The sequence below is a fragment of the Paenibacillus sp. FSL P4-0127 genome, assembly GCF_038007325.1.
Classification (GTDB): Bacteria; Bacillota; Bacilli; order Paenibacillales; family Paenibacillaceae; genus Fontibacillus; species Fontibacillus macerans.
On record NZ_JBBOWY010000002.1, the window covers coordinates 1,299,516 to 1,325,286 of the forward strand.

Genomic DNA, 25,771 nt, shown 5'->3' on the forward strand with positions numbered 1-25,771 from the left:
CGAAAGAGGAAAATAGAGGCGTGAATTGTCTCTATTTTCCTCAAATTGCCTGATATCGCGGGATTAACGACAATTTTAGCCTTTAAGGTTATTTTAGTCCGATAGCCCGCCCGCATATTCTGAATCGTTTTGTCCGAACACGGTCTTTCGCTTTGTGACACGGTCTTTCGCTCTAATGACAGGGTCGTTCGCTTTAAATACATGGTATTGTCGTCTTGCTGCCGGTATACTCAAAGCAGGAACTTGTAGCAGGGGGGAAACTGCGTGCAAATAAGTCGGTTGTTTGGGATCGTCTATTTGTTGATGGAACGCAAAACCGTGACGGCGGCCGAACTTGCCGAACGTTTTGAGGTGTCGGCGCGGACAATTTACCGGGATATCGATACGCTTAGCGCTGCGGGTATCCCGGTGTTTTGCAGCAAAGGCAAGGGCGGGGGCATCGGTTTGCTGCCGGATTTTGTGCTCAATAAATCACTGTTATCGGAAACGGAGCAAAACGAAATTTTGTTTGGACTGCAAAGTCTTGCGGCCACGAACGCCGAGCAAACCGGGGAGGTGCTGGCCAAATTAAGCCGCCTGTTCCGGCGGGAAGAAGTGAACTGGATCGACGTGGATTTTTCCCATTGGGAAAGCGGGGAAGCGGAACGGCGGAAGTTCGGCATACTGAAGACGGCGATTCTGGAGCGGCGGAGGATTTCTTTTACCTATTACAATTCGAACGGGGAACAAACGCAAAGGCAGGCCGACCCGCTGAAGCTGCATTTCAAAAACAAGTCCTGGTATTTGCAGGGATATTGCTTGCAAAAGCAGACGTTCCGCACATTTAAGATCAGCCGGATGGAAGCCGTCGCGTATACCGGCGAGCATTTTGAGCGGAGAGAGGGCGAAGTTCCCGAACTTGTGTCGTCCTCACGGGAATTGGCGCCGCTTGTTCGGCTGGAGCTGTGGTTTTCGCCGCGTTTGGCCTTCCGCATCCATGATGAATTTGACCGGACTTCCGTACATAAAAACGAGGACGGCAGCTTTCGGGTTACGGTCAGCTATCCGGAAAACGGGTGGGTGTACGGGTACCTGCTGTCTTTTGGCGAGGACGTCCGGGTGATCTCCCCGCCGCATATCCGGCAGATCCTGAGGGACAAAGCGGAAAAAATCGCAAAAATATATCAAAACCCTTCTGAATATGACATACAGTCGTCATATTATGATTGATACAATGGCTCCATCAAAGAAGGGAGTGGACAAGAAATGGCGGAATTGAAGTTGAAGTATGTGGAAGAGTTTACGGTGGCCGGAAAGCTTGGCCAGGGAAAAGCGGACGAGGGACCCCAGTGGATTGTTCCCCTTTGGGAGCAAGCGAACGGAGCGTATTCCCAGATTCAGGACATCGCCCTCAAGAACGAAACCGGTGCGCCCAAGGGAATGTGGGGGGTGATGGGGCACCCTGACGTCTATTTGGGACGGTGGGACGACCGGGGCCTTTATCTGGCCGGCTGTGAAGTGAGAGCGGACGCCGAAGTTGCGGAAGGATGGACAAAATGGACGGTGCCGGCGCACACGTATCTGGTGGGGGATTGCCGCGGAACGGCTTACGGCGAGGTGTTTCAGCAAACGATTGAACATGATTTGCCCAAGCATGGGCTGCAGTTGACCGGAGCCGTGCACGAGCATTATCCGGAACCGGGCAATCCGGCGCATGTGGAGCTGTATTTTCCGGTGGCAAAGGGCCATCTGTTCTGCCAAAGCTGCGGCATGCCGCTGACGAACAACGAGGAGCTCGGCTCGGAACAAGGCGGCGGGGCCAACTATGAGTATTGCGGTTACTGCTACCGGGACGGGGCGTTTACGAGCGATTTGTCGATGGAGGAGATGATCGAGCAGTGCCTGAAATACGGGGCCGAGTCTGGAGCGGAATTTTTTGCGGATCGTGAACAGGCCAGAACGCGGATGCAGGCGTGGTTTCCGGCGCTGAAGCGCTGGAAGCGGGACTAGCGGGAATAAGGAACGGGATGGACGATGATGGAAAAACTCGATTATAAAAAGAAATACAAGGAGCTGTATTGGCCGAAACCGGAGCCGATGCTGATTGAAGTTCCGCCGATCCGCTTCATTATGGTGGACGGTGAGGAAATAACCGGCTGCCCGCGCGGATGGAGCCTGGCGGCACCCTTTAGTCCGCTTTGGCGGGATGGATGGCCTTCACCCGGCCCACCTGGCCGTCCTGAAGCCGTACTTTGATGCCGTGAGGATGGGCGGGCGAATTCGTCAGAATGTCTTTCACCACACCGCGGGTCAGACGGCCGCTGGGCTGGTCTTTTTTCAGCACGATGTCGACGGTAAGGCCGGGATAGATGTTTTTGCGTTCGTTGCCGTTCATGGGGGTGTACTCCTTGTATGGTATAGTTTGCTGAGATAAACATACCATATTTATGCGGCGGCTTGCCAATGGCGGCAAGTTTGCATATAATAGCAGTTAAAGTCGAAAACGCGCCGTCACAGGCGCGGTTGCAAACACTAACGACGAAATGCGATGATGGAGAAGAGTAAGCAGAGGCCTCCTTACAGGGAGGGAACGCCGGAGATTGAGAGCGTCCCCACGGAAACAGGCTGCCGAAGTTCGCTCCGGAGCAGTTCCTTGAACCCCGTGCGCTTTTCGCCTGTTCAATGGGCGAGGGGCCGGCGCAGTAGAGGATACCGGTTACGATCCGTTATATCGTTAAAGTGAGAGCTGCAGGAAGCATCGGACACCGTACCGCCTGGCCGAAGTTGGCGCGGCAAACAGCGCCAATTATACGGAGGTTATACGGAATGCCGGGCCTGACGGGCTCTAACAAGGGTGGTACCACGGTCTTTTCGTCCCTTTCGGGAGAAAAGGCCTTTTTTATTTTGCCTGAGGAGGAAATATTCATGAAAGAACGTTTGGAAGCACTCAAGCACGAAGCGTTGGAGCAGCTTAGCAAAGTTGCGGACGCCGGGCAGCTGGCTGAGCTGCGGGTCAAATATTTGGGCAAAAAAGGGGCGCTGACGGAAATCCTGCGCGGCATGGGATCGTTAAGCGCGGAGGAGCGCCCGGTCATCGGACAGATCGGCAACGAGGTGCGGTCGGCGATCGAGGCCCTGATCGAAGAGAAGCAGGCGCATTTCGAGCGTCTTGAGACAGAGGCGCGCCTGGCCGCCGAGAAGGTTGACGTGACGCTGCCGGGGCGGCCGCTGAGGCAGGGGGCGGTTCATCCGCTGAACCAGGTCATCCAGCAGATCGAGGATATTTTTATCGGCATGGGCTATTCAATCGCGGAAGGTCCGGAAGTGGAAACCGACTATTACAACTTCGAAGCGCTGAATCTGCCGAAAAACCACCCCGCCCGGGACATGCAGGATTCGTTTTACCTCACCGACGATCTGCTGATGCGGACGCAAACGTCGCCGGTGCAGGCGCGCACGATGGAGGCGATGAAGGGCGAAGTGCCGGTCAAAATCATCTGCCCGGGACGGGTGTTCCGGCGCGATGACGACGATGCGACCCACTCGTTCCAGTTCCACCAAATCGAAGGCCTTGTCGTCGGCAAAAAAATCCGCATGAGCGACCTCAAGGGCACACTGCTGGAATTCACCCGCAAAATGTTCGGAGCGAACACGCAAATCCGTTTGCGTCCGAGTTTCTTCCCGTTCACGGAGCCCAGCGTTGAGGTGGACGTGACGTGCATGAAATGCGGCGGCAGCGGCTGCCGGGTGTGCAAGCATACCGGGTGGCTGGAAATTCTCGGCAGCGGCATGGTGCACCCGCGCGTGCTGGAGATGAGCGGTTACGATCCCGAGGAGTACAGCGGTTTTGCGTTCGGGATGGGCGTGGAACGGATCGCGATGCTGAAATACGGGGTGGACGACATCCGTTATTTCTATAACAACGACGGGCGTTTCCTGCAGCAGTTTGCCAGAGTTTAATTTTTGGAAGAGGGAAGGGAATTACGATGAAAGTATCAACCGAATGGTTGTCCGATTATATATCGCTGGACGGAGTCAACATCGAGGAATTGGCGGAGCAAATCACGCGCTCGGGTATTGAGATCGATTCCGTTGAAAACCGCAACAAAGGCGTATCGAACGTAGTTGTCGGTTATGTCAAAAGCAAGGAAAAGCATCCGGATGCCGACAAGCTGAACGTCTGCATTGTTGATGCCGGGCAGGACGAGGAGCTGCAGATCGTCTGCGGGGCGAAAAACGTCGCCGCCGGCCAGAAGGTGCCGGTAGCGCTCGTCGGCGCCAAGCTGCCGGGCGGGATTGAGATCAAAAAGGCGAAGCTGCGCGGCGTCCCTTCGCAGGGGATGATCTGCTCCGCGAAAGAGCTGGGCCTGAACGACAAGCTGCTGCCGAAGGAGCAGCAGGAAGGCATCCTCGTGCTCCCGGAGGACGCCAAGATCGGTACGCCGATCGCGGGGCTGCTTGGCCTGGACGATAAAGTGCTCGATTTCGATCTCACCCCGAACCGTTCCGACTGCCTGAGCATGCTGGGCGCCGCTTATGAAGTCGGCGCGATTCTGGGACGCGACGTGAAGCTGCCGAAGCCGGAAAAGGAGCTGATCGAGTTCGCCCAGCCGGCCGAGGAGCGGATCGCCGTCAAAGTCGAGGCTTCCGAGCTGTGCAGCCGCTATGCCGTCCGCTACATTTCCGGCGTTAAAATCGGCCCGTCCCCGCTGTGGATGCAAAACCGGCTGATGGCTGCCGGCATCCGTCCGATCAGCAACGTCGTGGACATTACCAACTACGTCATGCTGGAGTACGGACAACCGCTGCACGCTTTTGACGCCGACAAAATCGCCGGCGGGCAAATCGGCGTCCGCCAGTCGCGGGAGGGCGAAAAGCTGGTGACCCTGGACGGCCAGGAACGCGAACTGGAGCCCGGAGCGCTGCTTATCGTGGACGGCGACGATAAGCCGGCAGGTCTCGCCGGCGTAATGGGAGGCCTCGACTCGGAGGTCACGGACCGGACGGTCAACATTGTGCTGGAGTCGGCGAAATTCGACGGCGGGGCGGTGCGGAAGACGTCCCGCGCGCTGGGGCTCCGCTCGGAAGCTTCGCAGCGCTTCGAGAAAGAGGTCGACCCCTCCGCCGTCATTCCCGCGTTGAACCGCGCCGCCGAGCTAATGGCCAAATACGCCGGAGGCAACGTTTGCAAGGGGATCGTAGAGGTCGTGAACCGTGAGCCGCAGGAACAGGTGATTACTTTGTCGCTTGGCAAGCTGAACGATTACCTGGGAACGGACATCTCCACGCTGGAGACGAAAACGATTCTGACCCGGCTTGGCTTCGCCAGCGCCGATTTGACCGAAAACGCTCTGGAAGTGCGGATTCCGACCCGGCGGGGCGACATCACCCGGGATGTGGATTTAATCGAAGAGGTGGCGCGGCTTTACGGCTACGACAACATTCCGACCACGCTGATCGAGGGGCCGACCACGGCCGGGGGCTGCACGAAGCCGCAGGCGCTGCGGCGGGCGATTCGCAGCCTGCTGGTCCATGGCGGCTGGCAGGAAGTGCTCGGCTACTCCTTTATCCGGGCGGGGGCGGCCCGGAAATTTCCGCAGCTTGGCGGGGGCGGCCACGAGGTTAAGCTGGCGATGCCGATGAGCGAGGATCGCAGCACCTTGCGGAGCAGCCTGCTGCCGGGAATGATCGATATCGCCGTATATAACCGCAACCGCAAGCAGGAAAATCTGGCGCTGTTCGAAATCGGCGGCGTATTCGTGACCGAGGAAGCGAAGCTGACGAAGCAGCCGGACGAAGTGCCTGCGCTCGGTCTGCTGCTGGCCGGCGAGCGCGAGCCGAAGCGCTGGAACGCACCGGCCGAGCAGGTTGATTTCTTCGATCTCAAAGGCGCGCTGGAAAGTCTGTTCGATTACCTGGGGCTGGGCGGCCGCGTGAGCTATGCGGCGGATCGGCCGCAAGGCTTCCATCCGGGGCGTTCGGCTTCCGTTTATTTGCAGACGGAGGGCGGAAAACGCTGGATCGGCTCGCTGGGACAGGTTCATCCGGAGCTGCAGCGGGAACTGGATCTGGACGATACGTATGTGGCCGAGCTGCTGCTGAAGCCGATTTACGAATATGCCGGTGAACCGGCCGTATACCGCGAACTGCCACGCTTCCCGGCGATGCAACGGGATATCGCCGTCGTCGTCGCGGCCGATGTCGAAGCCGGCGCGCTGATCGCCGAAATCCGGCAAACCGCAGGCAAGCTGCTGGAAGACGTGCAGGTGTTTGACGTATTTACCGGTTCCAAACTGGGCGAAGGCAAAAAGAGCGTGGCGTTGTCCCTGGTGTACCGTCACAAGGAGCGGACGTTGACCGACGAAGAGGTGACGGCGGTCCATGATCGGGTCGTGGCCGGACTTGCGCAAACTTTTGCCGCCGAACTGAGAAAATAGCAGGAATTGGGCAAAGTCACATCGAATCCATTGTTAGATAACCGATTCGATGTGACTTTCGTTTAATTTATAAAAGACATCTTAGATCTAAGCCCAGGACCGAAGGAGGCACATAGTTTTGAGTAACCAAAGCCGAATTAGCGTGAGTGTGGAAATATACGGCACTTCTTATAAAATCGTAGGCAGCAGCACGGAGTACATGAAGCAGGTGGCCCGCCGCGTAGACGAGCTGATGCACAGCATTGCCCAGGCCTATCCTCATCTCGATATATCGCGTTTGGCGGTGCTCGCGGCGGTTCGGATGGCTGAAGAGGCGGTCAAAACGGAGCAGTTGCAAAACGAGCTGCAGAATGCCAAGCAGGAGAAAGCCGTGATCGCGCAGGAGAACTCCGCGCTGCAGGGACTTCATGCCAAGCAGGAGGATATGTACAAGGCGCTGCAGGAGGAACACCGCAGGCTGAAGGAGGAGAAGCAGCAGCTGGCCGACCAGGAGGAGAAGCTGGAGGCGGCGCTGCAGGCGCACGATGGCGAAGCGCGCAAGCACAAGGGCCGGATCCAGGAGCTGGAGCGGCAATTAAACGAGCAGCGGGGCAGCAACTCGCAGCTTCAGGCCAAATTGCGCCAGACCGAACAGCTGACGGTAAAGGAGAAGGAAGAGCGCGAGAAGCTGCAGAAGCAGCTAAGCGAAACGCTGCAGCGGGAGCAGTCCGCCAAAGCGGCCGAACAGCGGGCCGCGCAGAACGGGGCCAAGCTGGAGGAACAGGTGAAACGGCTGAAGGATATGCTCCAGATCGCCGAAGGGAAGGCGCAAAAGCTGCAGCAGGAGCTGCAGGAGGCGCGCCAGGCGGGCGAAGCGAAAGCGCAAGAGCTGGAGCGGGAGCTGCAGGAAGCGCGTCAAGCAAGCGATGCGAAAGCCCGGGAGCTGCAGGAAGCGCGTCAGGCAAGCGAAGCGAAGGCCCGAGAACTGCAGGAAGCGCGTCAGGCAAGCGAAGCGAAAGCGCGGGAGCTGCAGGAAGCGCGTCAAGCAAGCGAGGCCAAAGCCCAGAAGCTGCAGCAGCAGCTGCAGGAGGCGCGCGCACAGCAGGACAAGCTGCGTGCGGAAATCGCCGCCGCCGTACAGAACGAAAGGTCGTGGCAGAAGCTGGCCGATAAACGCGGCGAAGAGCTTAGCCGTCTGGAAATCAGCTTGCTGGAAGCGGAAGGCCGCGGCGAACAGCTGGAAGAACAGCTCCGTTCTTCGGCCGCGGATCTGGCGAGCGTCCGCGAGCGGCTGCAAGCGGAAGAGGAAAATGCGCGCGTGTTGGCGGACGAATTGGATTTGCTGCGCCGGCAGCTAGAGGAGGCTTCCCGCGAACGGGAGACGGCGCTCCTGACGGCAAGCTCGGCCGAGGAAGAGAAACAGCGGATGGCGGCGGAGCTCAGCCGCCTGCACGACCGGCTGCAGGATATGAACGTGGAACTGCAGGAGCATGCCGAACGGGAAGAGCGGCTTGCGCAGCTCCGGGAAGCTGCGGAAAAGCGGGAACAGGAACTCATGGAGCAGTGGGCCTCCGCCGAGGGGGAGCTTGAGGCGTTGCGCGGGAAGGAAGCCGAGCTGCTGCGCCAGCTGGACGAGTGGCAGCAGGAGAGCGCGGCCGGCAGCGAGCGCGTGATCCAGTTGTCGGGCGATTACCAGCAGTTGGAGGAAGAGAAGCAGCGGCTTGCCGAAGAACTCCGGCAAATTTCCGAGCATTACGAAATCATTTCGCATGAATACCGGCTGCTTAAGGTAGAACGCGAAGCCGAACGCGAGGCGTTTGAGCGGCGGGAAGAGGAACACCGCCGGCTGCAGGAGGATTATGCAAAGCTGCAAACGGAATTCAACGAATGGATCGAACTGATCGAGCAGGACCAGTCCTGATAATTTTAAACGTACCGCCAACAGCAAGAGCCCCGGCATACGGCCGCGGGCTCCTGCTGTTTTTCGGTTATTCGACGATGATTTTGGAAATCATCGAGCTGTGTCCGGAGCCGCACATAACGGAGCAGGACATTTCAAATTCCCCGGCTTCCTTCGGGATGATGACGGCGGAATCGTTTTTGCGGTCAAGCTGCAGCTTCAAACCTGGGACGAGTACGCCGTGATTGCCGGAGGCGTTTTTGAACACGATTTTGACCGGTACGTCTTTTTTTAGATGGTATTCGGCTTGGTCAAACTGATAATTGGACGCTTCGATCACGAGTTCGGCTTCGGGCTGAATATTGCTTTCGGCCGCGCTGCCGTTTCCAGCGGAGCTTCCGCCGCCGCAGGCGGATAAAACCAAAAGCATAATAGCGGATGCAAATAAAGCAATACCTTTCTTCACAGTCATCCCCCGCATTTTAAATATTTTGTGACAATTTTAAGAATATCATATCGTATTTTACGGGAGTACAACGGGGACAGGTTTGAATAATTATTGAACAAATGAAAAGCGGCCGCCCTGAGCAGCTGGATGCTGCATAAGGACGACCGCATTTTCTGCTCCGCCATGAACGGGTTTAGGGCATCAACGGGTTGCTCTGTCTTTGTTTCTGCCTGCTTCAAACGGCGTAGACACCGGGATGAACAGGTCGATAATCCCGATCACGAGGGCGGCAAGCAGCGCCCCGATGACGGAGACGGAAACGCCGGTAATAATGAACTGAGCAAGCCAGATCACAAGCGCACTCGTTAGAAAACCGACGATTCCGCGCCCGAACGGGGTAACCCGCTTCCCGAAAATGCCTTCAATGGCCCATCCGAGAAGGGCGATTACGAGAGCCAGCAGCAAAGCGCTGCCGAATCCCCCGATACTGAATTGCGGTACAAGCCATCCCACCACGAGCAATACAATGGCGGAGACGATGAATCGCACGACGTGTCCCAGAAATTGCATTGGCACATAGCCTCCTTTTAATTGGTAAGTACGTTTGGCTATACGTAATTATCATGTTCCGCAATACGGCATCTTATGTGTGCGGCTTCGTAAAATAGCGAAAAATGAGCGGTTTCGGTTATAATGGGATCATAGCCCGAGGGGAGTTGTGAATGTTCTTGGACGAAAAAATTTTTAAAACGATGGAATATCGAAAAATCATAGATCAGCTGATCCATTTTGCGCAAACGCCGATGGGAAAACAAGCGGCGGAGTCGCTTGCTCCCGTCAGCGACCTGGAGGACGTCAAACGGCTGCTGCAGGCGACGGACGAAGCGTTTAACGTGGACCGGCTAAAGGGGGCGCCGGGGTTTGGCGGCATTGTCGATATAACGCCGGCGGTAAAGCGGGCGCGCATCGGCGGAACGCTGAATCCGCACGAGCTGTTTGGCGTGGCGACGACGCTGGAGGGTTCCCGCAGAGTCAAAAAATACATTGCGGCCGTGCATGAGGAGCACGAGGTGGAGCTGCTGTTTGTGCTGAGCGATGCCTTGAGCGACCAGAAGCCGCTTGAGGATGCGATCAAGCGCTGCATCGACGAAAGCGGCGAGGTGCTGGATTCCGCCAGCCCGGAGCTGGCGCAAATCCGCCGCGAGCTGCGCGGAGGCGAGGTGCGCATCCGGGAGAAGCTGGACGCAATGATCCGCTCCTCTTCCGTGGCCAAAATGCTGCAGGATCAGCTCATCACGATCCGGGGGGACCGCTTCGTCATTCCGGTAAAAGCCGAGTACCGGTCCCACTTCGGCGGCATCGTGCACGACCAGTCGGGGTCGGGGGCCACGCTGTTTATCGAGCCCGAGTCGATCGTGGCCATGAACAACAAGCTGCGGGAAACCCGGCTGAAGGAAGAGCGGGAAATCGAAGTGATTCTGCAGAAGCTGACGGCCGCCGTCGGTGATCAAGCAGAGTTGCTGCTGTATGACTCAGATGTGCTGGGGCAGCTTGATTTTATTTTTGCCAAAGCACGGTTGGCGCGGGAGATGAAGGCGACGCTGCCGCGAATGAACGACCGCGGCTTCCTGAAGCTCAAGAAAGGGCGTCACCCGCTTATTGCTGCGGATAAAGTCGTACCGACCGATGTGGAGCTCGGCAACCAATATACGACCATCATCGTGACCGGACCCAATACCGGCGGGAAGACCGTCACCTTGAAGACGATCGGCCTGCTCAGCCTGATGGCGATGTCCGGCTTGTTCGTCCCGGCGGAGGACGGCAGCCAGCTTTGCGTTTTCGACGCGATTTACGCCGATATCGGGGATGAGCAGAGCATCGAGCAAAGTCTCAGTACGTTCTCCAGCCACATGACGAATATCATTTCCATTTTGAGGAAAATGACGCCAAAAAGCCTTGTGCTGCTCGACGAACTTGGAGCGGGCACCGACCCGGCGGAAGGATCGGCGCTGGCCGTGGCGATTTTGGAGCATATCCACGGTTTGGGCTGCCGCATGGTGGCGACGACGCATTACAGCGAGCTGAAGGCTTACGCATATGAACGAAAAGGCGTTATTAACGCCAGCATGGAATTCGACGTCAATACGCTGAGCCCGACTTACCGTTTGCTGGTCGGCGTGCCCGGACGCAGCAACGCGTTTGCCATAGCCGAGCGGCTGGGGCTGCCGGAGAAGATCCTGGAGTATGCCCGCGGCGAAGTGAAGGAAGAAGACCTGCGGGTCGAAAACATGATCGCTTCCCTGGAGGAAAACCGGCTTGGCGCCGAGCAGGAGCGGGAGTCCGCAGAGAAGCTGCGGCGCGAGCTCGAGGCATTGCGCACCCGCCATGCGGCGGAGCTGGAGAAGCTGGAACAGCAAAGGGACAAACATCTCGAGAGAGCGGAGGCGGATGCCGCGGCGATCGTTGCCAAAGCGCGCCAGGAAGCCGAACGGATCATCGCCGATTTGCGCAAAATGGCCCAGGAGGAAGGAGCCGCCGTCAAGGAGCACAAGCTGATTGCGGCCCGCAAGCAGTTGGATGAGGCCGAGCCGCAGCAGCGGAAGAAAACCGCGGCCGGACGCAAGGCGGCCAAGCCGCCCCGGCAAATCGAACCCGGCGATGAAGTGATGGTGTACAGCCTGAATCAAAAGGGCCATGTCGTTGAGCTTGCCGGCAGCAGGGAGGCCGTGGTTCAGCTTGGCATTATGAAGATGAAGGTGAGCCTGGACGACATGGAGCTCATTGCTCAGGCTCCGGCCAGCAAGCCGGCGCAACGCACGGTGACGAATGTCAAGCGGTCGCGCGACGATCAGGTCCGCAGCGAGCTTGATTTGCGCGGGGCCAACTTGGAGGAGGCGCTGATCGAGGTCGACCGGTTTATCGACGAGGCATATCTGGCGAATTTGGGCCAAATCTATATCATCCACGGCAAAGGCACCGGGGTTCTGCGCACGGGAATCTCCGACTATTTGCGTAAACATAAGCATATCAAAAGCTACCGGCTCGGCAATTACGGCGAAGGCGGTACGGGAGTGACGGTTGCGGAGCTGAAATAACGTAAGAGGAGAGGGAGGACGTGAAGGAGAACATCGATCCGCTGCTGGAGCAGCCGCTGGGGCTTATAATCGGTTATTTTTCCGTGGCGGTTGTGGAGTTGATCGTTTTTCTTTCCTGCTTTGAATCGTTGACCAAATACCGCTGCTGGCAGGAAATCAAGCGTGGGAATATGGCTGCTTCGCTGGCGACCGGCGGAAAAATTTTCGGGCTGTGCAACGTGATCCGGTTTGCCGCCAAGCAGCCGTCCATTTACGACTTTATGATCTGGTCGTCGGTCGGCTCGCTGCTGCTTTTTGCAGCTTACCTGTTATTTCAGTTCTGGACGCCGGTGTTCCGGCTCGACCGGGAAATCGCCGAAGGAAACACGAGCGTTGGTTTTATTTCCATGGCCGTTTCCGTTTCGGTGTCCTTTTTGATTGGAGCTTGTATAGGCTAGTTTAGGGGGAGTAGAGCGGAAGTGAAAAATTTGGTCCGGATCTTGTTTGTTGCGTCGATCCTGTTTTTGGCAGCAGGTATTATTTATTTATGGAACGCTTAATATACGTTGAAAGGACGAACATCGATGGAAACGACGATTTGCCCATGGTGTCAAACCGAAATCGTATGGGACGAAGAACTGGGGCCGGAGGAAGAATGCCCCTATTGCCATAATGAACTAAAGGGCTACCGGACGCTCAGCATTACCCTCGGCAGTGAAGAGGAGTTTGAAGACGAATACGAGGACCATCCTTTTGGCGACCGTAAACGCGGGCATCATCACGACCACGATTACGACCATGATGAACACGGTGACGACCATGGCCATGGCCATGACCACGATCGTGCACACGACCGTGACTACGATCATCATCAAGGGCATGATCACGGGGATGAAGATGACTACTGGGACGACGAACAGGGCGGGCATCTCGGCGCAGTGCGCCGGCTGGAAGCCTTTACGTCCTCCGGCGGGGATTTGCTGGCGTACGAGACCGGCGTGGAAAAGCTGCTCGATCATCAGGACGAGGTTCCGGAATGCCCTCACTGCCGGGAGTACATGATTTATGCCGGCCAGCAGGAGCTTGCGCCGGGCAGTCTGGACGCTCCGATTCCGACCGGCCTGAAACGGCCTTTGCTGCAGGCGCCGGTTAAGCTGAACGTGTACATCTGCTCCGCCTGCTTCCATGTCAGCCGCTTCTTATCCGAGGACGACCGGATTTCTTTTATCCGCACGGTGAGCGGGAATGATGAGGCATCCAACAAATGATTCGCCCGTGAAAAAAGACGCCAAAACGGCGTCTTTTTTGCATGTACGCCCAGCATGGGCGTCATCTATAGGGTGAAAGTCCCGAGCGGGGGCTGGCGAGCGCCTACCGCTAGCCAAGGGCAAGGGTGTCCATCGCGAGGTGGAATCTGAAGGAAGCCGGAGGCAAAAGCACGGGCCAAGGTACACAAACTGGATTTGAGGCAGGATGAACCGGATGAGCTGCCATAACACAGCGAAATCCAAAGCCGCCAAGGATCACTCCTGTAAACTCCAGTGGTCGTGGGCGGAAAGATGACGTTCTTATCTGGGGAGGCCTGCGGGAGAAAAAAAAAATGCGAAGTCACTTCGTAACCGCAACCGAGAGGCTGCGCTGAACCCGCAGGAGTCAGCAGAGGCCATAGTACGCAAGTACGGGACGCCGGAAAGCGGAAGGGCCGAACCGAAAGGAGAGAGGAAACCGATGCGTTCGCGTGAAGAGCAAAGACAGCCGAATATCCCAAAAGGGAGCTGCCAACAAAGAGAAGCGGTGAAGCCGTCAGGGTATGTTGGAGCGCCGAGTTCTTCATCGGCACAAATCGATCCTTCCTCTCACGAGGCAAGTAACGACTTGTTGGAGCGAATGCTCGAAGGGGAGAACCTCAGGCTCGCCTATAAGCGAGTGGTACAAAACGGAGGTGCCCCCGGTGTAGACCGAGTAACGGTAGCGGGGCTACAGGCTTACCTGAACACACGCTGGGAAACGGTGAAAGATGAACTCCTAACGGGAACGTACAGACCGATACCTGTCAGACGGGTGAAAATCCCCAAACCCGGAGGCGGTGTAAGGCTGCTCGGTATCCCGACCGTGATGGACCGCTTCCTCCAACAAGCACTTCTGCAAGTGATGAACCCGATTTTCGATGCCCCCTTCTCTTGGTACAGCTACGGCTTTAGACCGGGGAAGAGAGCACACGATGCCGTGAAGCAAGCCCAGCGATATATCCAAAGCGGTCTGCGATGGGTCGTAGATATGGATTTGGAAAAGTTCTTTGACCGGGTGAACCACGACATTCTCATGGCAAGAGTGGCAAGGAGAGTGACAGACAAGCGAGTCTTGAAGCTGATTCGGGCCTACTTGGAAGCCGGAATGATGGAAGGTGGCATCTGCCAGAAGACGGACGAGGGAACTCCGCAAGGCGGTCCGCTAAGTCCGCTTCTGGCAAACATCTTACTCGATGATTTGGATAAAGAACTGACAAAGAGGGGGCTGCGGTTTGTTCGTTACGCGGACGACTGCAACATCTTTGTAGCGAGCAGGCGAGCAGGTGAACGAGTCATGGAATCGGTCACACGATTTGTGGAAGGAAAGTTGAAACTGAAAGTGAATCGGGACAAAAGTGCAGTGGACAGGCCATGGAACCGGAAGTTTCTTGGCTTTAGTTTCCTGTCGAATAAACAGGCGACGATTCGATTGGCTCCCAAGACAATCTCTCGATTTAAAGAGAAGATCCGGGAGTTGACAAACCGTACCCAATCAGTCTCCATGGAGGAACGTATATCTAGACTGAACCGTTACCTCATGGGATGGATTGGATATTTCCGAATCGCATCGGCGAAGAGCCACTGTGAAAGATTCGACCAGTGGATTCGAAGAAGACTTCGAATGTGCCTATGGAAACAATGGAAGCGGGTACGCACCCGAATTCGTGAACTTCGGGCACTCGGAGTCCCAGAATGGGCCTGCTATGTTATGGCAAACTCCCGCCGGGGTGCATGGGAAATGTCTCGAAACACAAATAACGCCCTTCCGACTTCCTACTGGGAAGTGAAAGGGCTGAAGAGTTTGCTTTCTCGTTACCTGGAGCTTTGTTAACCTTTTGGAACCGCCGTATGCGGACCCGCATGTACGGTGGTGTGAGAGGACGGGGGTTAGTCACCCTCTCCTACTCGATTTCTCGGAGCGTATTCGATATTTAATGACGGCGTGGCTAAACCAACTGCAAAAGTGCATTTGGTTTTCGAGTATAGCGGCGGTTTATGAAGGTTGAAATGCAAAAGTGCATCTGTTTTGGCGCTGATGGATAAAAAAAGGTTTTTTCGAACGGGAATGAAATGCACATTTGCATTTGAACCCCCTTTTTCGAGGGATTTCGACGAAAATCGCATGCATTTTTGCATTTCGCTCGCGGGTGGCGGAACAACCCGGACCAGTCCTTAGTTTTAGCATACTTTCGGAGTTGCTTTTGGCATTACTTTCGGAGTTATCGCATAATCCCGATTTAACATAACCCCAGCCTGCCCATGAAAAAAATCTCATGCTTCCTCCAGTTTTGGGCATCTTACAAAGTGCGTATTCAAAAAGGCGGGTTTAGAGCAACGGACTTTTTGAACAACCTCTACAAGAGTAACTTTTTTGACGGCTGGAGGAACGAATCATGAGTAAACACCGCAAAAGCCTGAACGGTCAGTCGATTCTGCTGCTGGCGGTCAACGGACTGTTTGTGCTGGCCGGAGCCTTGTCGGGGACTTTTCTCAACGTGTACATCTGGAAGGTGAAGCAGGATTTCTCTTTGATCGGCTGGTTTACGTTTTCCCAGCAACTGGCGCTTGGTTTAGCGTTTTGGATCGCCGGCAAATGGGTCAAGGAGCGCGACAAAATGTTTTTTCTGCGGCTTGGCATCATCGTATCCGGCTTGTTTTATTTGCTGGTGCTCTGGGCGGGGAAACATACGGTTGACTATATTTGGCCGCTGGGCCTGCTGTTTGGCGCAGGATCGGGCCTGTTCTGGCTGGCCTTCAATGTGGTTTATTTTGAAGTGACCGATGTGAAAACACGGGACCTGTTTAACGGCTGGGTCGGAGTGTTGGGATCGGTGATCGGGATTTTCGGCCCTTGGGTATCCGGTTGGCTGATTTCGGTCAAGCATGGCGAAGCGGGCTACCGGCTTATTTTCACGATTTCCCTCGTTGTATACGGCCTCGGCATTTTGCTCAGTTTTTGGCTCAAAAAAAGGCAGCGGGGAGGTCCCTACGATTGGCTCGCCCCGGTGCGCAAGCTGCGGCACGACAGCCCATGGCGTCAAGCGGCACCCGCGTCGGCGGCCCACGGTTTGCGCGAAGGCGTGTTCACTTTCATTACTAACCTGCTCGTCTTTATCAGCACGTCGGCAGAATGGCGGATCGGGCAGTTTTCGTTTGTGACTTCGCTGGTATCGCTCGTCAGCTATTGGGCGGTCGGCAAATGGCTGAAGCTGAAATTCCGCTATTACGGAATGCTGATTGGCGCTGTATTGATTACGCTCGTCATCGGCCCTTTGCTGTGGAAGGTGAGCTATGGCACGTTGATGTTTATGGGCATCGGCACCTCCTTGTTTTTGCCCTTGTACCTCATCCCCGTCGTTTCTTCGGTGTTCGATTTGATCGGCAATAGCCCGGAAAGCGTGGAGCGGCGCGTCGAGCTCGTCGTCCTGCGGGAGCTGAGCATCACGGTGGGGCGCATGGCCGGAACGCTGCTGTTTATCGTCATTTATTCGCTTTATCCGCAGATGAGCACGGTAACATGGTTGATGTTCGGTTTGGGGGCGGCGCCGATCCTGAGCTGGCTGGCGCTGCGCAAACAGCTGAAAAAGGCGCCGAGCCCTTCAGACCCGGATAGCCGCCGCAAAAAAACGGTTAGGGCCGTTAGAGCCTGATTTCGGCGGGCAACCGTCCAGTTCCGGGAAGCTCACCTAGAATGGGCGGTTTTTCTATGCAGGAGCCTAAATTTCATGTAATATAAGTATTAAATTTAGATTCCGAATCACTGGATTGATGCGGTGAAGCGGAAGCATCGCTGGAGGATGAGGGATGAAACAACTAAGCGAATTGAAGCTGAAGGTGCTGGACCTCCTGAAAGAGGACGCCCGCCGTGATGCGAATCTGCTGGCGACCCTGATCGGGGTTCCGGTGGAGGAAGTGGCGGAAGCGATCAGGGAGCTGGAAGATGACCATGTGATCGTCAAATACGCGACGGTGATCAATTCCAGCAAGCTGGACGACGAGAAGGTAACGGCTTTGATTGAAGTTCAAATCACGCCCGAACGGGGACGCGGGTTTGAAGCGATCGCGGAGCGGGTTTATTTGTTCCCTCAGGTCAAATCCGTCTATTTGATGTCCGGCGCGTACGATTTGCTGGTCGAGGTGGAGGGCCGCAACCTGAAAGAGGTGGCCAGCTTCGTGTCGGAAAAGTTGTCGACGCTGGAGTCCGTGTTATCGACCAAAACCCATTTTATTCTCAAAAAATACAAACAAGACGGCGTCATCTTCGAAGATCCGGAAGAAGACCGCCGTTTGATGATTTCTCCGTAAAGGAAGTAATGTTATGAGCGTTAATTCACAGCAAGCAGAGCAGGCAGGACCAACGATGACTTCATATTTGGCTCCCCGGGTCCGGGAGATTCAGCCTTCCGGCATCCGCCGTTTTTTCGACCTGGCCAGCGGGAGCAAGGATATCATTACTTTAGGGGTAGGCGAGCCGGATTTTATCACGCCGTGGCATGTGCGGGAAGCTTGCGTGTATTCGCTGGAGCGCGGGTACACGAGCTATACGTCCAACGCCGGCACGCCCGAGCTCAGGGAAGCGATCGCGGAGTATTTATATTCCAGTTATGACGTCAAATATAACCCGAAGGATGAAATTCTCGTTACGGTGGGCGCAAGCGAAGCGATCGACCTCGCCCTCCGGGCGCTGATCGAACCGGGGGACGAGATTCTCGTTCCGGTTCCTTGTTACATCTCCTATTCGCCGATCGTTACGATCGGGGGAGGGATTCCGGTAGAAATCGAAACCTACGCAGGCGACAATTTCAAATTGAAGGCCGAGCACCTGAAGGCTAAAATCACGCCGAAGTCGAAAGTGCTGATTTTGAACTATCCGAGCAATCCGACGGGCGGGATTATGACGTACGAGGATTGGCTTCCGATCGCCAAAGTGGTGGAGGAACACGATCTGATCGTTATTTCGGATGAGATCTACTCGGAACTGACGTACGGTCAAAAACACGTCAGCTTCGCATCGATTCCGGGCATGAAGGACCGGACGATCCTCGTCAACGGTTTTTCCAAGGCGTTTGCCATGACCGGCTGGCGGATGGGATATGCCTGCGGCCATCCGGATTTAATATACGCCATGCTCAAAATTCACCAGTACACGGTGATGTGCGCTCCTGTCATGGGGCAAGTCGCGGCGCTGGAAGCCCTCCGAAACGGACTTGAGGAAAAAGACCAGATGATCGAATCCTACAACCAGCGGCGCAGATTGATCGTTCAAGGGCTGCGGGACATCGGTTTGAGTTGTCATGAACCGCAAGGCGCGTTTTATGCCTTCCCGAGCATCGAATCGACGGGGCTGACGTCGGACGAATTCGCGCAGCGCCTGCTGATCGAAGCCAAGGTTGCGGCGGTGCCCGGGAATGTGTTTGGGGCCGGAGGCGAAGGTTTCCTTCGCTGCTCCTATGCGACGGGAGTCAGCCAAATCAATGAGGCGCTGCATCGGATAGGAGAGTTTGTCCACAAACTGAAGCTAGGTTAGAAAAAAATCCCTGTAGAAATGGTGTTAATTAACATTTCTTTCATTTTTTAATTGATTATTGTCATAAGGACATGGTATAATTCGATTTTGGGAGAAGGTTTTAGTTTCTCAGGGAGGGATTTCTTTTGCGCAGTGGTGGATACAACCTGCCATTCGATAACATGATAATCGCCGAAGGCAATGATACGAATCAGTGGATGGACGAAGAAGATCGGGCGAATTCACCACAAGCTGTAACGTTAGAGGATGAAATTCATCTGCTGCGCAGTAAGATGGAGAAGATCTTTTTGCAGGAGAAGTCCTTTACTTCGGATGTCGTGATCGAAATCAGCAGTTTGCTTGATTTGAAAATCAATGAGTTTATGAAAACCCATAAAAATACGTGTTCAAAAAGGCCGGTTTTCAGCACCGAGAAGGTTGAAAGAAGTTAGGGACGTAAGGAGTGGAGTGTACGTATCGGGTACGAGAGCAACGGAAGGCCCGGCTGAATTCAAGATTCGATGTGAATCCACTTCTTGATTCACTTCGTGATCAAAAGCGGACTTTTTGAACAACCTCTAAAAAAACAAATAATGGTTAGCCGCTTGCGGCTTCGAAGGGGATCCCGGGGGATCTCCTTCTTTGGTGTTTGGTATCCTAGAATGTACGTTGGCTGCCCTTAGAAACTGTTGCGAAAAACATAAGGACAAAAAATGTCGTTATTTCAGCGATATCCGTCCATTTGAGTAATATAGAGGACATTTATGCCGTTATTTTCTCGAATCGCCAGTAGATGCCCGCAACCTGGACTATTTATGGAAAAATAAGAACATAAAATGCCGTTAAGGGTGACGAACATGGCTGGCTCCGGATCATAAGAACACAAATTGGCGCTATTTTGGAGGACATCCGGCTTGTCTTCGTCGTTCCAGCAGCCGGCTGTCTAGCGCCGAATTCTAGGTTGAGCCATAAATTGCCGCCGCTTTAGGCAACAGGGTTCCCGCACATAATGGATGGGCCTCTGCATAACCTCCGTTCTCTGGCGGTTTTTGTTGTGGTATCATGGAAGGTGGCAAGTTCCGATAGAACGGCTGACCTATATGCGAGACTTATATGTGATATCTATATGCGATATCTATCTGTGAAACCTATTTTCCGGATCTATATGTGAGACCTATATTCGAGATCTATATGCGGCTCGAAGCGAATGGGAGGAGTACCAATGCCAATTTACACGCGTACCGGAGACCAAGGGCAAACCTCGGTCATCGGGGGCAGAGTGGACAAAGATGACGACCGGATTGAAGCTTACGGTACGATCGATGAACTGAACAGCTTTGTCGGGGTAGCGGCGAGTTTGGCCGGACCGGAGCTGTTTTCCGATTTGCGGGAACAACTGGTGGAGATTCAGCAGGAACTGTTCGACTGCGGTTCGGATCTGGCCTATGTCAAGCTGTCCGAAAGCCGCTATAAAGTGGCGGCACAGCTGGCGGAACGGCTGGAAACGTGGATCGACCGGTACGAAGCGGAAAATCCGCCGCTGGAAAGGTTCATCCTTCCGGGCGGAACCGAATTGGCTTCGGCTTTGCATGTTTGCCGTACCGTCTGCCGCCGCGCGGAACGCCGCGCGGTCACCTTAAGCCGCCACACGGAAGTGAATCCGCATGTGTTAACCTACTTAAACCGGCTGTCCGATTATTTCTTCGCGGCGGCCCGCACCGCCAATGCCCGGCAGCACGTTTCCGACATCGAATACGCCCGCGGCAGGAAGGTGTTCGGCAACAAGTCATGACCGAATATTACGATCCGATCACCTATCATGTCACCGAACGCGAGGACGGCTGGCAGGTCAAAAGCGTGCTGCAGCGCCGGCTGGGCGTATCCCGGAAACTGCTGTCCAAAATCAAGCTGACCGAGCGCGGGGTGCAGCTTAACGGCGAAAGAGTTTACATCAGCGTGCCGGTCAAAGCCGGCGATACGGTTTCAATCACACTGGAAAAAGAAACGTCAGAGGATATTTTGCCGGAGCCGATGCCTGTTGACATCGTTTATGAAGATGAGGCATTGCTTGTCGTGAACAAGGCAGCCGGCGTGATCGTCCACCCGACGCACGGGCATTACACCGGCACGCTCGCCAACGGCGTCGTGCATTACTGGCAGGAAAAAGGCGAAAAATTCCGGTTTCGTCCGGTGCATCGGCTGGATCAGGAAACGAGCGGACTCCTAGCAATCGCCAAAAACGCCTACGTGCACCAGCATATCTCCGAGCAGTTGATCGCCGGGCAGGTGACGAAGAAATACACTGCGCTTGTGCACGGATGGCCGGCGGAGCCGGAGGGGATGATCGACGGGCCGATCGACCGCGATCCGGCCGAGCCGCACCGGCGGATCGTCACGGAGAGCGGCTATCCGGCCCAAACCTATTACAAGGTGCTTGATGGCCGGCAGGCGGGCTCTCTCGTGGAGCTCCGGCTCGGGACGGGGCGGACGCATCAAATCCGCGTCCACATGACCTCGATCGGCCATCCGCTGATCGGCGACAAATTTTATCGGATGCCGGGGTTGGACTTGCTCGGACCAGAGGAGCGGGAGGCCGTGCTTTGGTGGGACGAAGCGATCGGCCGGCAGGCGCTGCACGCCTCGGAACTGGGCTTTGTCCACCCGCTTACGGGCGAGTTGCTCCATTTCACGCTGCCGCTGCCTGCGGATATGCAGGCGCTGTACGATCTTTTGCGAAACGGAAGGGGAAGTTCAATATGAGCAAATTATTGGTTTATCAATATCCGCCATGCGGCACATGCCGCAAAGCGATTAAATGGCTGGAGTCCAAAGGCCACGAGCTTGATTTGCGGCACATCAAGGAGAACCCGCCAAGCGAGGCTGAGCTGGCCGAGTTGGTGGAGCGGAGCGGTCTGGAATTGAAGAAGTTTTTTAATACGAGCGGCGAGGTTTATAAAGAATTGGGACTTAAGGACAAGCTGTCCGGCATGTCCAGGGAAGAGCAGATAACGCTGTTGTCTTCGAACGGCATGCTGATCAAGCGGCCGATCGTCACGGACGGAAAAACGGTCACGGTCGGGTACAAGGAAGAACAATACGAGCAGGTATGGGGCAAATAGCTCCATGCTTTTGAGGAAGGCGGTTTATATTTTTCATGAGCGAACATAAAATTCTTGTGGTTGACGGAATGGCCTTGCTTTTCAGAGCCTACTTTGCCCAGTCCTACAGTGCCAGGCGTCTGGCGGACGGCACCCCGACCAATGCGATTTACGGATTCCTGCAATATCTGTTCGACGCGGTAAATACGTTTAACCCTACGCACGTCCTATGCTGCTGGGATATGGGCAGCAAAACGTTCCGCAATGAGCTTCACGCGGATTATAAAGCGAATCGTCCCGAAGCCCCGGAAGACCTGGTGCCGCAGTTTTCTTTGGTCAAAGACATCGTAGCCGCGCTCGACATCCCCAATATCGGACTCGAAGGATACGAAGCGGATGACTGCATCGGCACGGTTTCCAACCGGTTAAGCGTGTTCGGTCATGTTTATGTTCTTACCGGCGATCAGGATATGCTGCAGTTGGTGTCGGAACGCATTCATGTCGTAATCATGAAGAAGGGCAGATCCAATTATGCGGTGTACGACTTGGATTTCTTAAAAGAGGACAAGGGAATTCAGCCGTTCCAGGTGGTCGAGATGAAGGGTCTTACCGGCGACACCAGCGACAACTACCCCGGAGTGAAGGGGATCGGCGAAAAGACGGCGTTAAAGCTGCTGGCCGAATACAAATCCATCGACGGGATTCTGGACAATTTGGAGCATTTGCCGAAGAGCGTTAAAGCCAAAATCGAGGCCGACTTGGACAACCTCCATTTGTCCAGAACGCTCGCCCGGATTAATATCGAGGTGCCGATCGAATGCTCGCTGGAAGAATGCTTGTGGACGGTGAACCCGGACGCGGCGGCGGACTTGTTTGAAAAATACCGGTTTACCTCTTTGTTGAAAATGATTGGTTAGAATCGTAAAGAAATGCTTGCAAGAGGGTGTCCCAAAAGTAAACTTTGGAACACCCTCAGCAATAAAATTAGGATGGTATTCGTAAAAAAACTAAGGAGCTAAGCAGTCTGTTCTCGCTTAGCTCCTTAGTTTTGGCGTCCACGGCAGCTTTTTAAGAGCAGATTATGGGCAAGGGAAAGCCACCCGATCTCCAGACTTACTTTTGGTAAACCTCGAAGCAGGAAACTTTTAAAGCCTCGATTGTTCTTCATATGGCCAAACACAGGCTCCGGCTCGATCATGCGCCTTACGGCCAGGGCATAACCTTCTTCACTGCGGAGCTTTTGTCTTGCCTGGTTCTTTAGCCGCAAATACTTCATACTAACTTTGATCTCGCGATCACCTTGGGCTTTTGTTACACTGCGGCTTTAGTGGACAGTCCTCACAGCCGGCACTTCGGTAATGTCGGTAAGTTGATCCATGGTATATTGAATATACAAAGAAACCGTCTCCTTCTGGTTTATGGTTGGGTGGTACCTCCATTTTACCAGAGAGCGGTTTCTTTTTGTTTGACGAAATGAAGAGAGGGACGCCCTCCCTGCTTGCCGGTTAGTGAAAATCTTTTTCTACTGCTTTTGCAATAGCTTAAATTCGTTTCTATAAAAGTCAATCAAGCCGTCCCGCTTCATCCATGCAAGCTCTCTGGATAAAGCACTTCGATCTACATCTAAATACTCGGCCATCGCTTCTCTATCAAAAGGAATAGTAAAAGTTTCTGTTCCAGTTTCACGCATAACTCTTGTTAAATAAGTTAAGACCTTATCCCGAATAGTAGGCATAATCAGACAATCATTTCGGTCATGCAGTTCTAACGCTCGTTCTGCAATACTATCAAAAAGATTGCCAAGTAATTGTTCGTGTGCCATACATAACTTCGTACAACGGCTCAATATGCTTTTGATAGGAATAAACAGAACCTCAAGCGGTTCTACTGCCTGTACTGACATAGGGCATCTTCTTCCACGGCTAGCCGCTGTTAAAACTGCGGTATATCCACCCGGATAATGGAGAGATACAATAATTTGTTTTCCCGTGACGCTCAATTTCGTACTTTGAGCGCTACCCTGCAATATGATGCCGACATCATCAACTAAATCGCCCTCACGGACAACCATCTCATCTTTTGCATATTCTTTCCGTGTGGCTGACAGACATTTAAGCATTTGGGGAATATCATATGGGGAAATCCCCGAAAATAAACGTGATTGACATAGGGAATCTAAGTTGTTCATGAAAGACTCCTCGTTGCATGTGCAACATACTTTTTCTGTTTACTATACTATATTAATCATAAATACACAAAAAGTTAGTCACCTTTTCTAAGGTCAGAATGGAGGAAAAACAATGCAAGAGAAAGAAAATTCAATAAAAGCGAGAAATCGACTTTTAGCCTCAAAGGTTATTAAAAATCTGCAAAGCAGAAAGTTTGAGGCTTATTACTGTGATAACGCCATAGAAGCTGTAGAAAAGGCACTATCATTTATTCCGGAACATTCTTCGGTATCATGGGGCGGGTCAGTCACGCTTGAAGAAATCGGGCTTCTGAATCGAGTACGTCAAGGCAGCTATATAATCACTGATCGTGATAAAGCGCAAACAATGAAGGAACGTTATGACCTCATGCGCCAATCTCTTTTGTGCGACACCTATTTAACGAGTTTTAACGCCGTTAGCGAAGATGGCATATTGGTCAATATAGACAGTGTGGGCAATCGAACGGCGGCGATTACCTTTGGACCGAAAAGTGTTGTTGCTATCGTTGGGATGAATAAGGTTTGCAAGACCGCTGAAGACGCAGTTATAAGAGCCAGAACATATGCGGCCCCCATTAATGTATACCGCTGTTCGTATTCGTCCAGCCCATTTTTACATTCGCCGCAAAAAACGCCCTGCTTGATCAATGGTGCTTGCGGAGATTGTAAAACAGATGATTGCATCTGTTCTTACATCGTCCAAACAAGAATGTGTAGACCGGCGGGGAGAATAAAGATTATCCTCGTTGGTGAATCTTTGGGATTTTGAATAAGGATTGTAGTTTAATAGCTGCCAAACGGCATATAAAAAAATCCGCCATTTGGCAGATGATGGTAGTGTCAAGGTGACACCAAATGAATCCACTGGTTGTGCAACGCTGCTTGAGCGAGAAATACTGCTGGCCAAATCCCTTATTTGAGGTAATTGCTCCCCCGCTAACTAAATAGTTGTATCTCGAAAATGTTCAATATTCTAATTTCAAATATCTTAAAAAAGGTTTGTCAGACCTCATAACCCCCTCTCCTTAGTCGTTCTAGGAGTAAGGGAGTTTTTTATAACTACATATACTTCACGCCTAAAAATAGGATGGAGACAGCTTTATTTTTTTGAACAGAAGCAGACTAAAAAAGGAGTTTTAAATATTTAAGAGTCTGGTTGCTTTATCATCCCCTACTCCCCATTTATACCAATGAAAAGAAGATTACATCCTTGGTATGATTAACCGGATTGACTCGAAAGAAATGCCTGAGGATAGCAACTGGTAAAGAAACAGAAAATGCCCTGTATTCAGCGAGTTCATTAGAGGAAATTCTCACTTCAACGAAGTCAGGATGACAGTAGGGGAAAGAGGGCTTAAATACCGCACCAAAGGTAGGAAACGATAATGCTCCCCCTGAGTCATCCCTATCCAGTATGATTAGCCATCTTCCAATACAAGAAGTTCGCTCAAGCTGATGTTTAAAGTCTTACAAATCACATCAAAGGTGCTGAGATGTACCCTGTCAACTTCTTTGGAACAAAGATGGCTTATGGTATTTGGTCTTAGTCCTGTTAGTCTTGCTAATTCACGCTGAGACATATTGCGTTCGGCTAGAATCTCTTTGAGTTTAACGACAACTGGCAAAATGCCACCAACTTCCGAGTAGAGTTCATCACATAAATTATACGCTTTCTTGTCCGTTATGAAAACATGATTGACTGTATCGTCTAATCGATATACAATCAAAATGTATCCATTAGGCGATATAAAATTCAAGTTAAATATGGAGGTGAAATATCGTAAAAAAACTTGAGCACCCTTTTTCGGAAAATCCGAAAGAAATCCGCCTTACAGTACGGCTTACGAAAAAT

The 25,771-nt window shown here is 53.6% G+C and carries 23 protein-coding genes and 1 pseudogene; 18 read left to right on the forward strand and 6 right to left on the reverse strand.

Annotation, left to right across the window (positions count from 1 at the left end):
• Positions 1 to 264 precede the first annotated feature (264 nt).
• Together NYE74_RS32165 and NYE74_RS32170 are read left to right on the forward strand one after the other, a co-directional pair.
• Complete coding sequence (locus NYE74_RS32165; protein ID WP_036624908.1) at positions 265 to 1,209, forward strand: helix-turn-helix transcriptional regulator; 945 nt, start codon at positions 265 to 267, stop codon at positions 1,207 to 1,209.
• A 36-nt stretch (positions 1,210 to 1,245) separates the two neighbouring features.
• A complete protein-coding gene (locus NYE74_RS32170) occupies positions 1,246 to 1,989 on the forward strand; it encodes a zinc ribbon domain-containing protein (protein ID WP_213510460.1) in 744 nt (247 codons plus the stop codon).
• A 178-nt stretch (positions 1,990 to 2,167) separates the two neighbouring features.
• On the opposite strand, the gene NYE74_RS32175 is transcribed toward NYE74_RS32170, so the two are convergent.
• Positions 2,168 to 2,374, reverse strand: a complete 207-nt coding sequence (locus NYE74_RS32175) for a YwbE family protein (RefSeq protein WP_036624906.1) — start codon at positions 2,372 to 2,374, stop codon at positions 2,168 to 2,170.
• A gap of 530 nt (positions 2,375 to 2,904) precedes the next feature.
• Between NYE74_RS32175 and pheS the strand changes: the two genes are divergently transcribed.
• The 3 genes from pheS to NYE74_RS32190 all read left to right on the forward strand — a co-directional run bounded on the left by pheS (position 2,905) and on the right by NYE74_RS32190 (position 8,316).
• Entirely contained in the window at positions 2,905 to 3,939 is a 1,035-nt protein-coding gene (gene pheS / locus NYE74_RS32180; protein ID WP_036628573.1) for a phenylalanine--tRNA ligase subunit alpha, read from the forward strand.
• Between the two features lie 26 nt (positions 3,940 to 3,965).
• Complete coding sequence (pheT, locus tag NYE74_RS32185; RefSeq protein ID WP_036624904.1) at positions 3,966 to 6,416, forward strand: phenylalanine--tRNA ligase subunit beta; 2,451 nt, start codon at positions 3,966 to 3,968, stop codon at positions 6,414 to 6,416.
• 118 nt (positions 6,417 to 6,534) lie between these two features.
• Positions 6,535 to 8,316 (forward strand): hypothetical protein, encoded by a 1,782-nt coding sequence (locus NYE74_RS32190; protein ID WP_316561671.1) that lies wholly within the window; start codon positions 6,535 to 6,537, stop codon positions 8,314 to 8,316.
• Positions 8,317 to 8,383: 67 nt separating this feature from the next.
• On the opposite strand, the gene NYE74_RS32195 is transcribed toward NYE74_RS32190, so the two are convergent.
• Both NYE74_RS32195 and NYE74_RS32200 read right to left on the reverse strand, forming a co-directional pair.
• On the reverse strand, positions 8,384 to 8,767 hold the full coding sequence (locus NYE74_RS32195) for a cytochrome C oxidase subunit II (RefSeq protein ID WP_306308127.1): 384 nt from the start codon (positions 8,765 to 8,767) through the stop codon (positions 8,384 to 8,386).
• Between the two features lie 177 nt (positions 8,768 to 8,944).
• A complete protein-coding gene (locus NYE74_RS32200; protein WP_036624900.1) occupies positions 8,945 to 9,313 on the reverse strand; it encodes a phage holin family protein in 369 nt (122 codons plus the stop codon).
• 158 nt (positions 9,314 to 9,471) lie between these two features.
• On the opposite strand from NYE74_RS32200, the gene NYE74_RS32205 reads away from it, so the two are divergent.
• The 12 genes from NYE74_RS32205 to NYE74_RS32260 all read left to right on the forward strand — a co-directional run bounded on the left by NYE74_RS32205 (position 9,472) and on the right by NYE74_RS32260 (position 22,627).
• Positions 9,472 to 11,838, forward strand: a complete 2,367-nt coding sequence (locus NYE74_RS32205) for an endonuclease MutS2 (protein ID WP_036628572.1) — start codon at positions 9,472 to 9,474, stop codon at positions 11,836 to 11,838.
• A 20-nt stretch (positions 11,839 to 11,858) separates the two neighbouring features.
• The gene (locus NYE74_RS32210) at positions 11,859 to 12,275 is read left to right on the forward strand and encodes a DUF350 domain-containing protein (protein WP_036624898.1); all 417 of its coding nucleotides are present in this window, start codon (positions 11,859 to 11,861) and stop codon (positions 12,273 to 12,275) included.
• A gap of 126 nt (positions 12,276 to 12,401) precedes the next feature.
• Positions 12,402 to 13,085 carry a hypothetical protein gene (locus NYE74_RS32215; RefSeq protein WP_036624897.1) on the forward strand — a complete coding sequence of 228 codons (684 nt, stop codon included), beginning with the start codon at positions 12,402 to 12,404 and terminating at the stop codon, positions 13,083 to 13,085.
• A 460-nt stretch (positions 13,086 to 13,545) separates the two neighbouring features.
• On the forward strand, positions 13,546 to 14,937 hold the full coding sequence (gene ltrA, locus NYE74_RS32220) for a group II intron reverse transcriptase/maturase (protein ID WP_036621729.1): 1,392 nt from the start codon (positions 13,546 to 13,548) through the stop codon (positions 14,935 to 14,937).
• Positions 14,938 to 15,499: 562 nt separating this feature from the next.
• Positions 15,500 to 16,756 carry an MFS transporter gene (locus tag NYE74_RS32225; protein ID WP_051985634.1) on the forward strand — a complete coding sequence of 419 codons (1,257 nt, stop codon included), beginning with the start codon at positions 15,500 to 15,502 and terminating at the stop codon, positions 16,754 to 16,756.
• Between the two features lie 154 nt (positions 16,757 to 16,910).
• On the forward strand, positions 16,911 to 17,411 hold the full coding sequence (locus NYE74_RS32230) for an Lrp/AsnC family transcriptional regulator (RefSeq protein ID WP_036624896.1): 501 nt from the start codon (positions 16,911 to 16,913) through the stop codon (positions 17,409 to 17,411).
• A gap of 13 nt (positions 17,412 to 17,424) precedes the next feature.
• Positions 17,425 to 18,633 (forward strand): aminotransferase class I/II-fold pyridoxal phosphate-dependent enzyme, encoded by a 1,209-nt coding sequence (locus NYE74_RS32235; RefSeq protein ID WP_036624895.1) that lies wholly within the window; start codon positions 17,425 to 17,427, stop codon positions 18,631 to 18,633.
• 197 nt (positions 18,634 to 18,830) lie between these two features.
• The gene (locus NYE74_RS32240) at positions 18,831 to 19,064 is read left to right on the forward strand and encodes an aspartyl-phosphate phosphatase Spo0E family protein (protein ID WP_172531724.1); all 234 of its coding nucleotides are present in this window, start codon (positions 18,831 to 18,833) and stop codon (positions 19,062 to 19,064) included.
• Positions 19,065 to 19,834: 770 nt separating this feature from the next.
• Complete coding sequence (locus tag NYE74_RS32245) at positions 19,835 to 20,404, forward strand: cob(I)yrinic acid a,c-diamide adenosyltransferase (RefSeq protein WP_124331702.1); 570 nt, start codon at positions 19,835 to 19,837, stop codon at positions 20,402 to 20,404.
• Positions 20,401 to 21,372, forward strand: a complete 972-nt coding sequence (locus NYE74_RS32250) for an RluA family pseudouridine synthase (protein ID WP_036624893.1) — start codon at positions 20,401 to 20,403, stop codon at positions 21,370 to 21,372. Before NYE74_RS32245 ends, NYE74_RS32250 begins: the two co-directional genes overlap by 4 nt.
• Positions 21,369 to 21,731 carry an arsenate reductase family protein gene (locus NYE74_RS32255; protein ID WP_036624892.1) on the forward strand — a complete coding sequence of 121 codons (363 nt, stop codon included), beginning with the start codon at positions 21,369 to 21,371 and terminating at the stop codon, positions 21,729 to 21,731. Before NYE74_RS32250 ends, NYE74_RS32255 begins: the two co-directional genes overlap by 4 nt.
• A gap of 35 nt (positions 21,732 to 21,766) precedes the next feature.
• Positions 21,767 to 22,627 carry a 5'-3' exonuclease gene (locus NYE74_RS32260; RefSeq protein WP_124331701.1) on the forward strand — a complete coding sequence of 287 codons (861 nt, stop codon included), beginning with the start codon at positions 21,767 to 21,769 and terminating at the stop codon, positions 22,625 to 22,627.
• A gap of 125 nt (positions 22,628 to 22,752) precedes the next feature.
• Here NYE74_RS32260 and NYE74_RS32265 read toward each other — a convergent pair.
• Positions 22,753 to 23,074, reverse strand: a pseudogene (locus tag NYE74_RS32265) (transposase); the annotation flags it as partial.
• Between the two features lie 158 nt (positions 23,075 to 23,232).
• Positions 23,233 to 23,898, reverse strand: a complete 666-nt coding sequence (locus tag NYE74_RS32270; protein ID WP_036624888.1) for a Crp/Fnr family transcriptional regulator — start codon at positions 23,896 to 23,898, stop codon at positions 23,233 to 23,235.
• A gap of 112 nt (positions 23,899 to 24,010) precedes the next feature.
• Between NYE74_RS32270 and NYE74_RS32275 the strand changes: the two genes are divergently transcribed.
• A complete protein-coding gene (locus NYE74_RS32275; RefSeq protein ID WP_270618855.1) occupies positions 24,011 to 24,688 on the forward strand; it encodes a lactate utilization protein in 678 nt (225 codons plus the stop codon).
• Positions 24,689 to 25,337: 649 nt separating this feature from the next.
• Here NYE74_RS32275 and NYE74_RS32280 read toward each other — a convergent pair.
• Positions 25,338 to 25,544: a helix-turn-helix domain-containing protein gene (locus NYE74_RS32280; RefSeq protein ID WP_082208085.1), complete on the reverse strand. Its 207-nt coding sequence runs from the start codon at positions 25,542 to 25,544 to the stop codon at positions 25,338 to 25,340.
• Positions 25,545 to 25,771 lie beyond the last annotated feature (227 nt).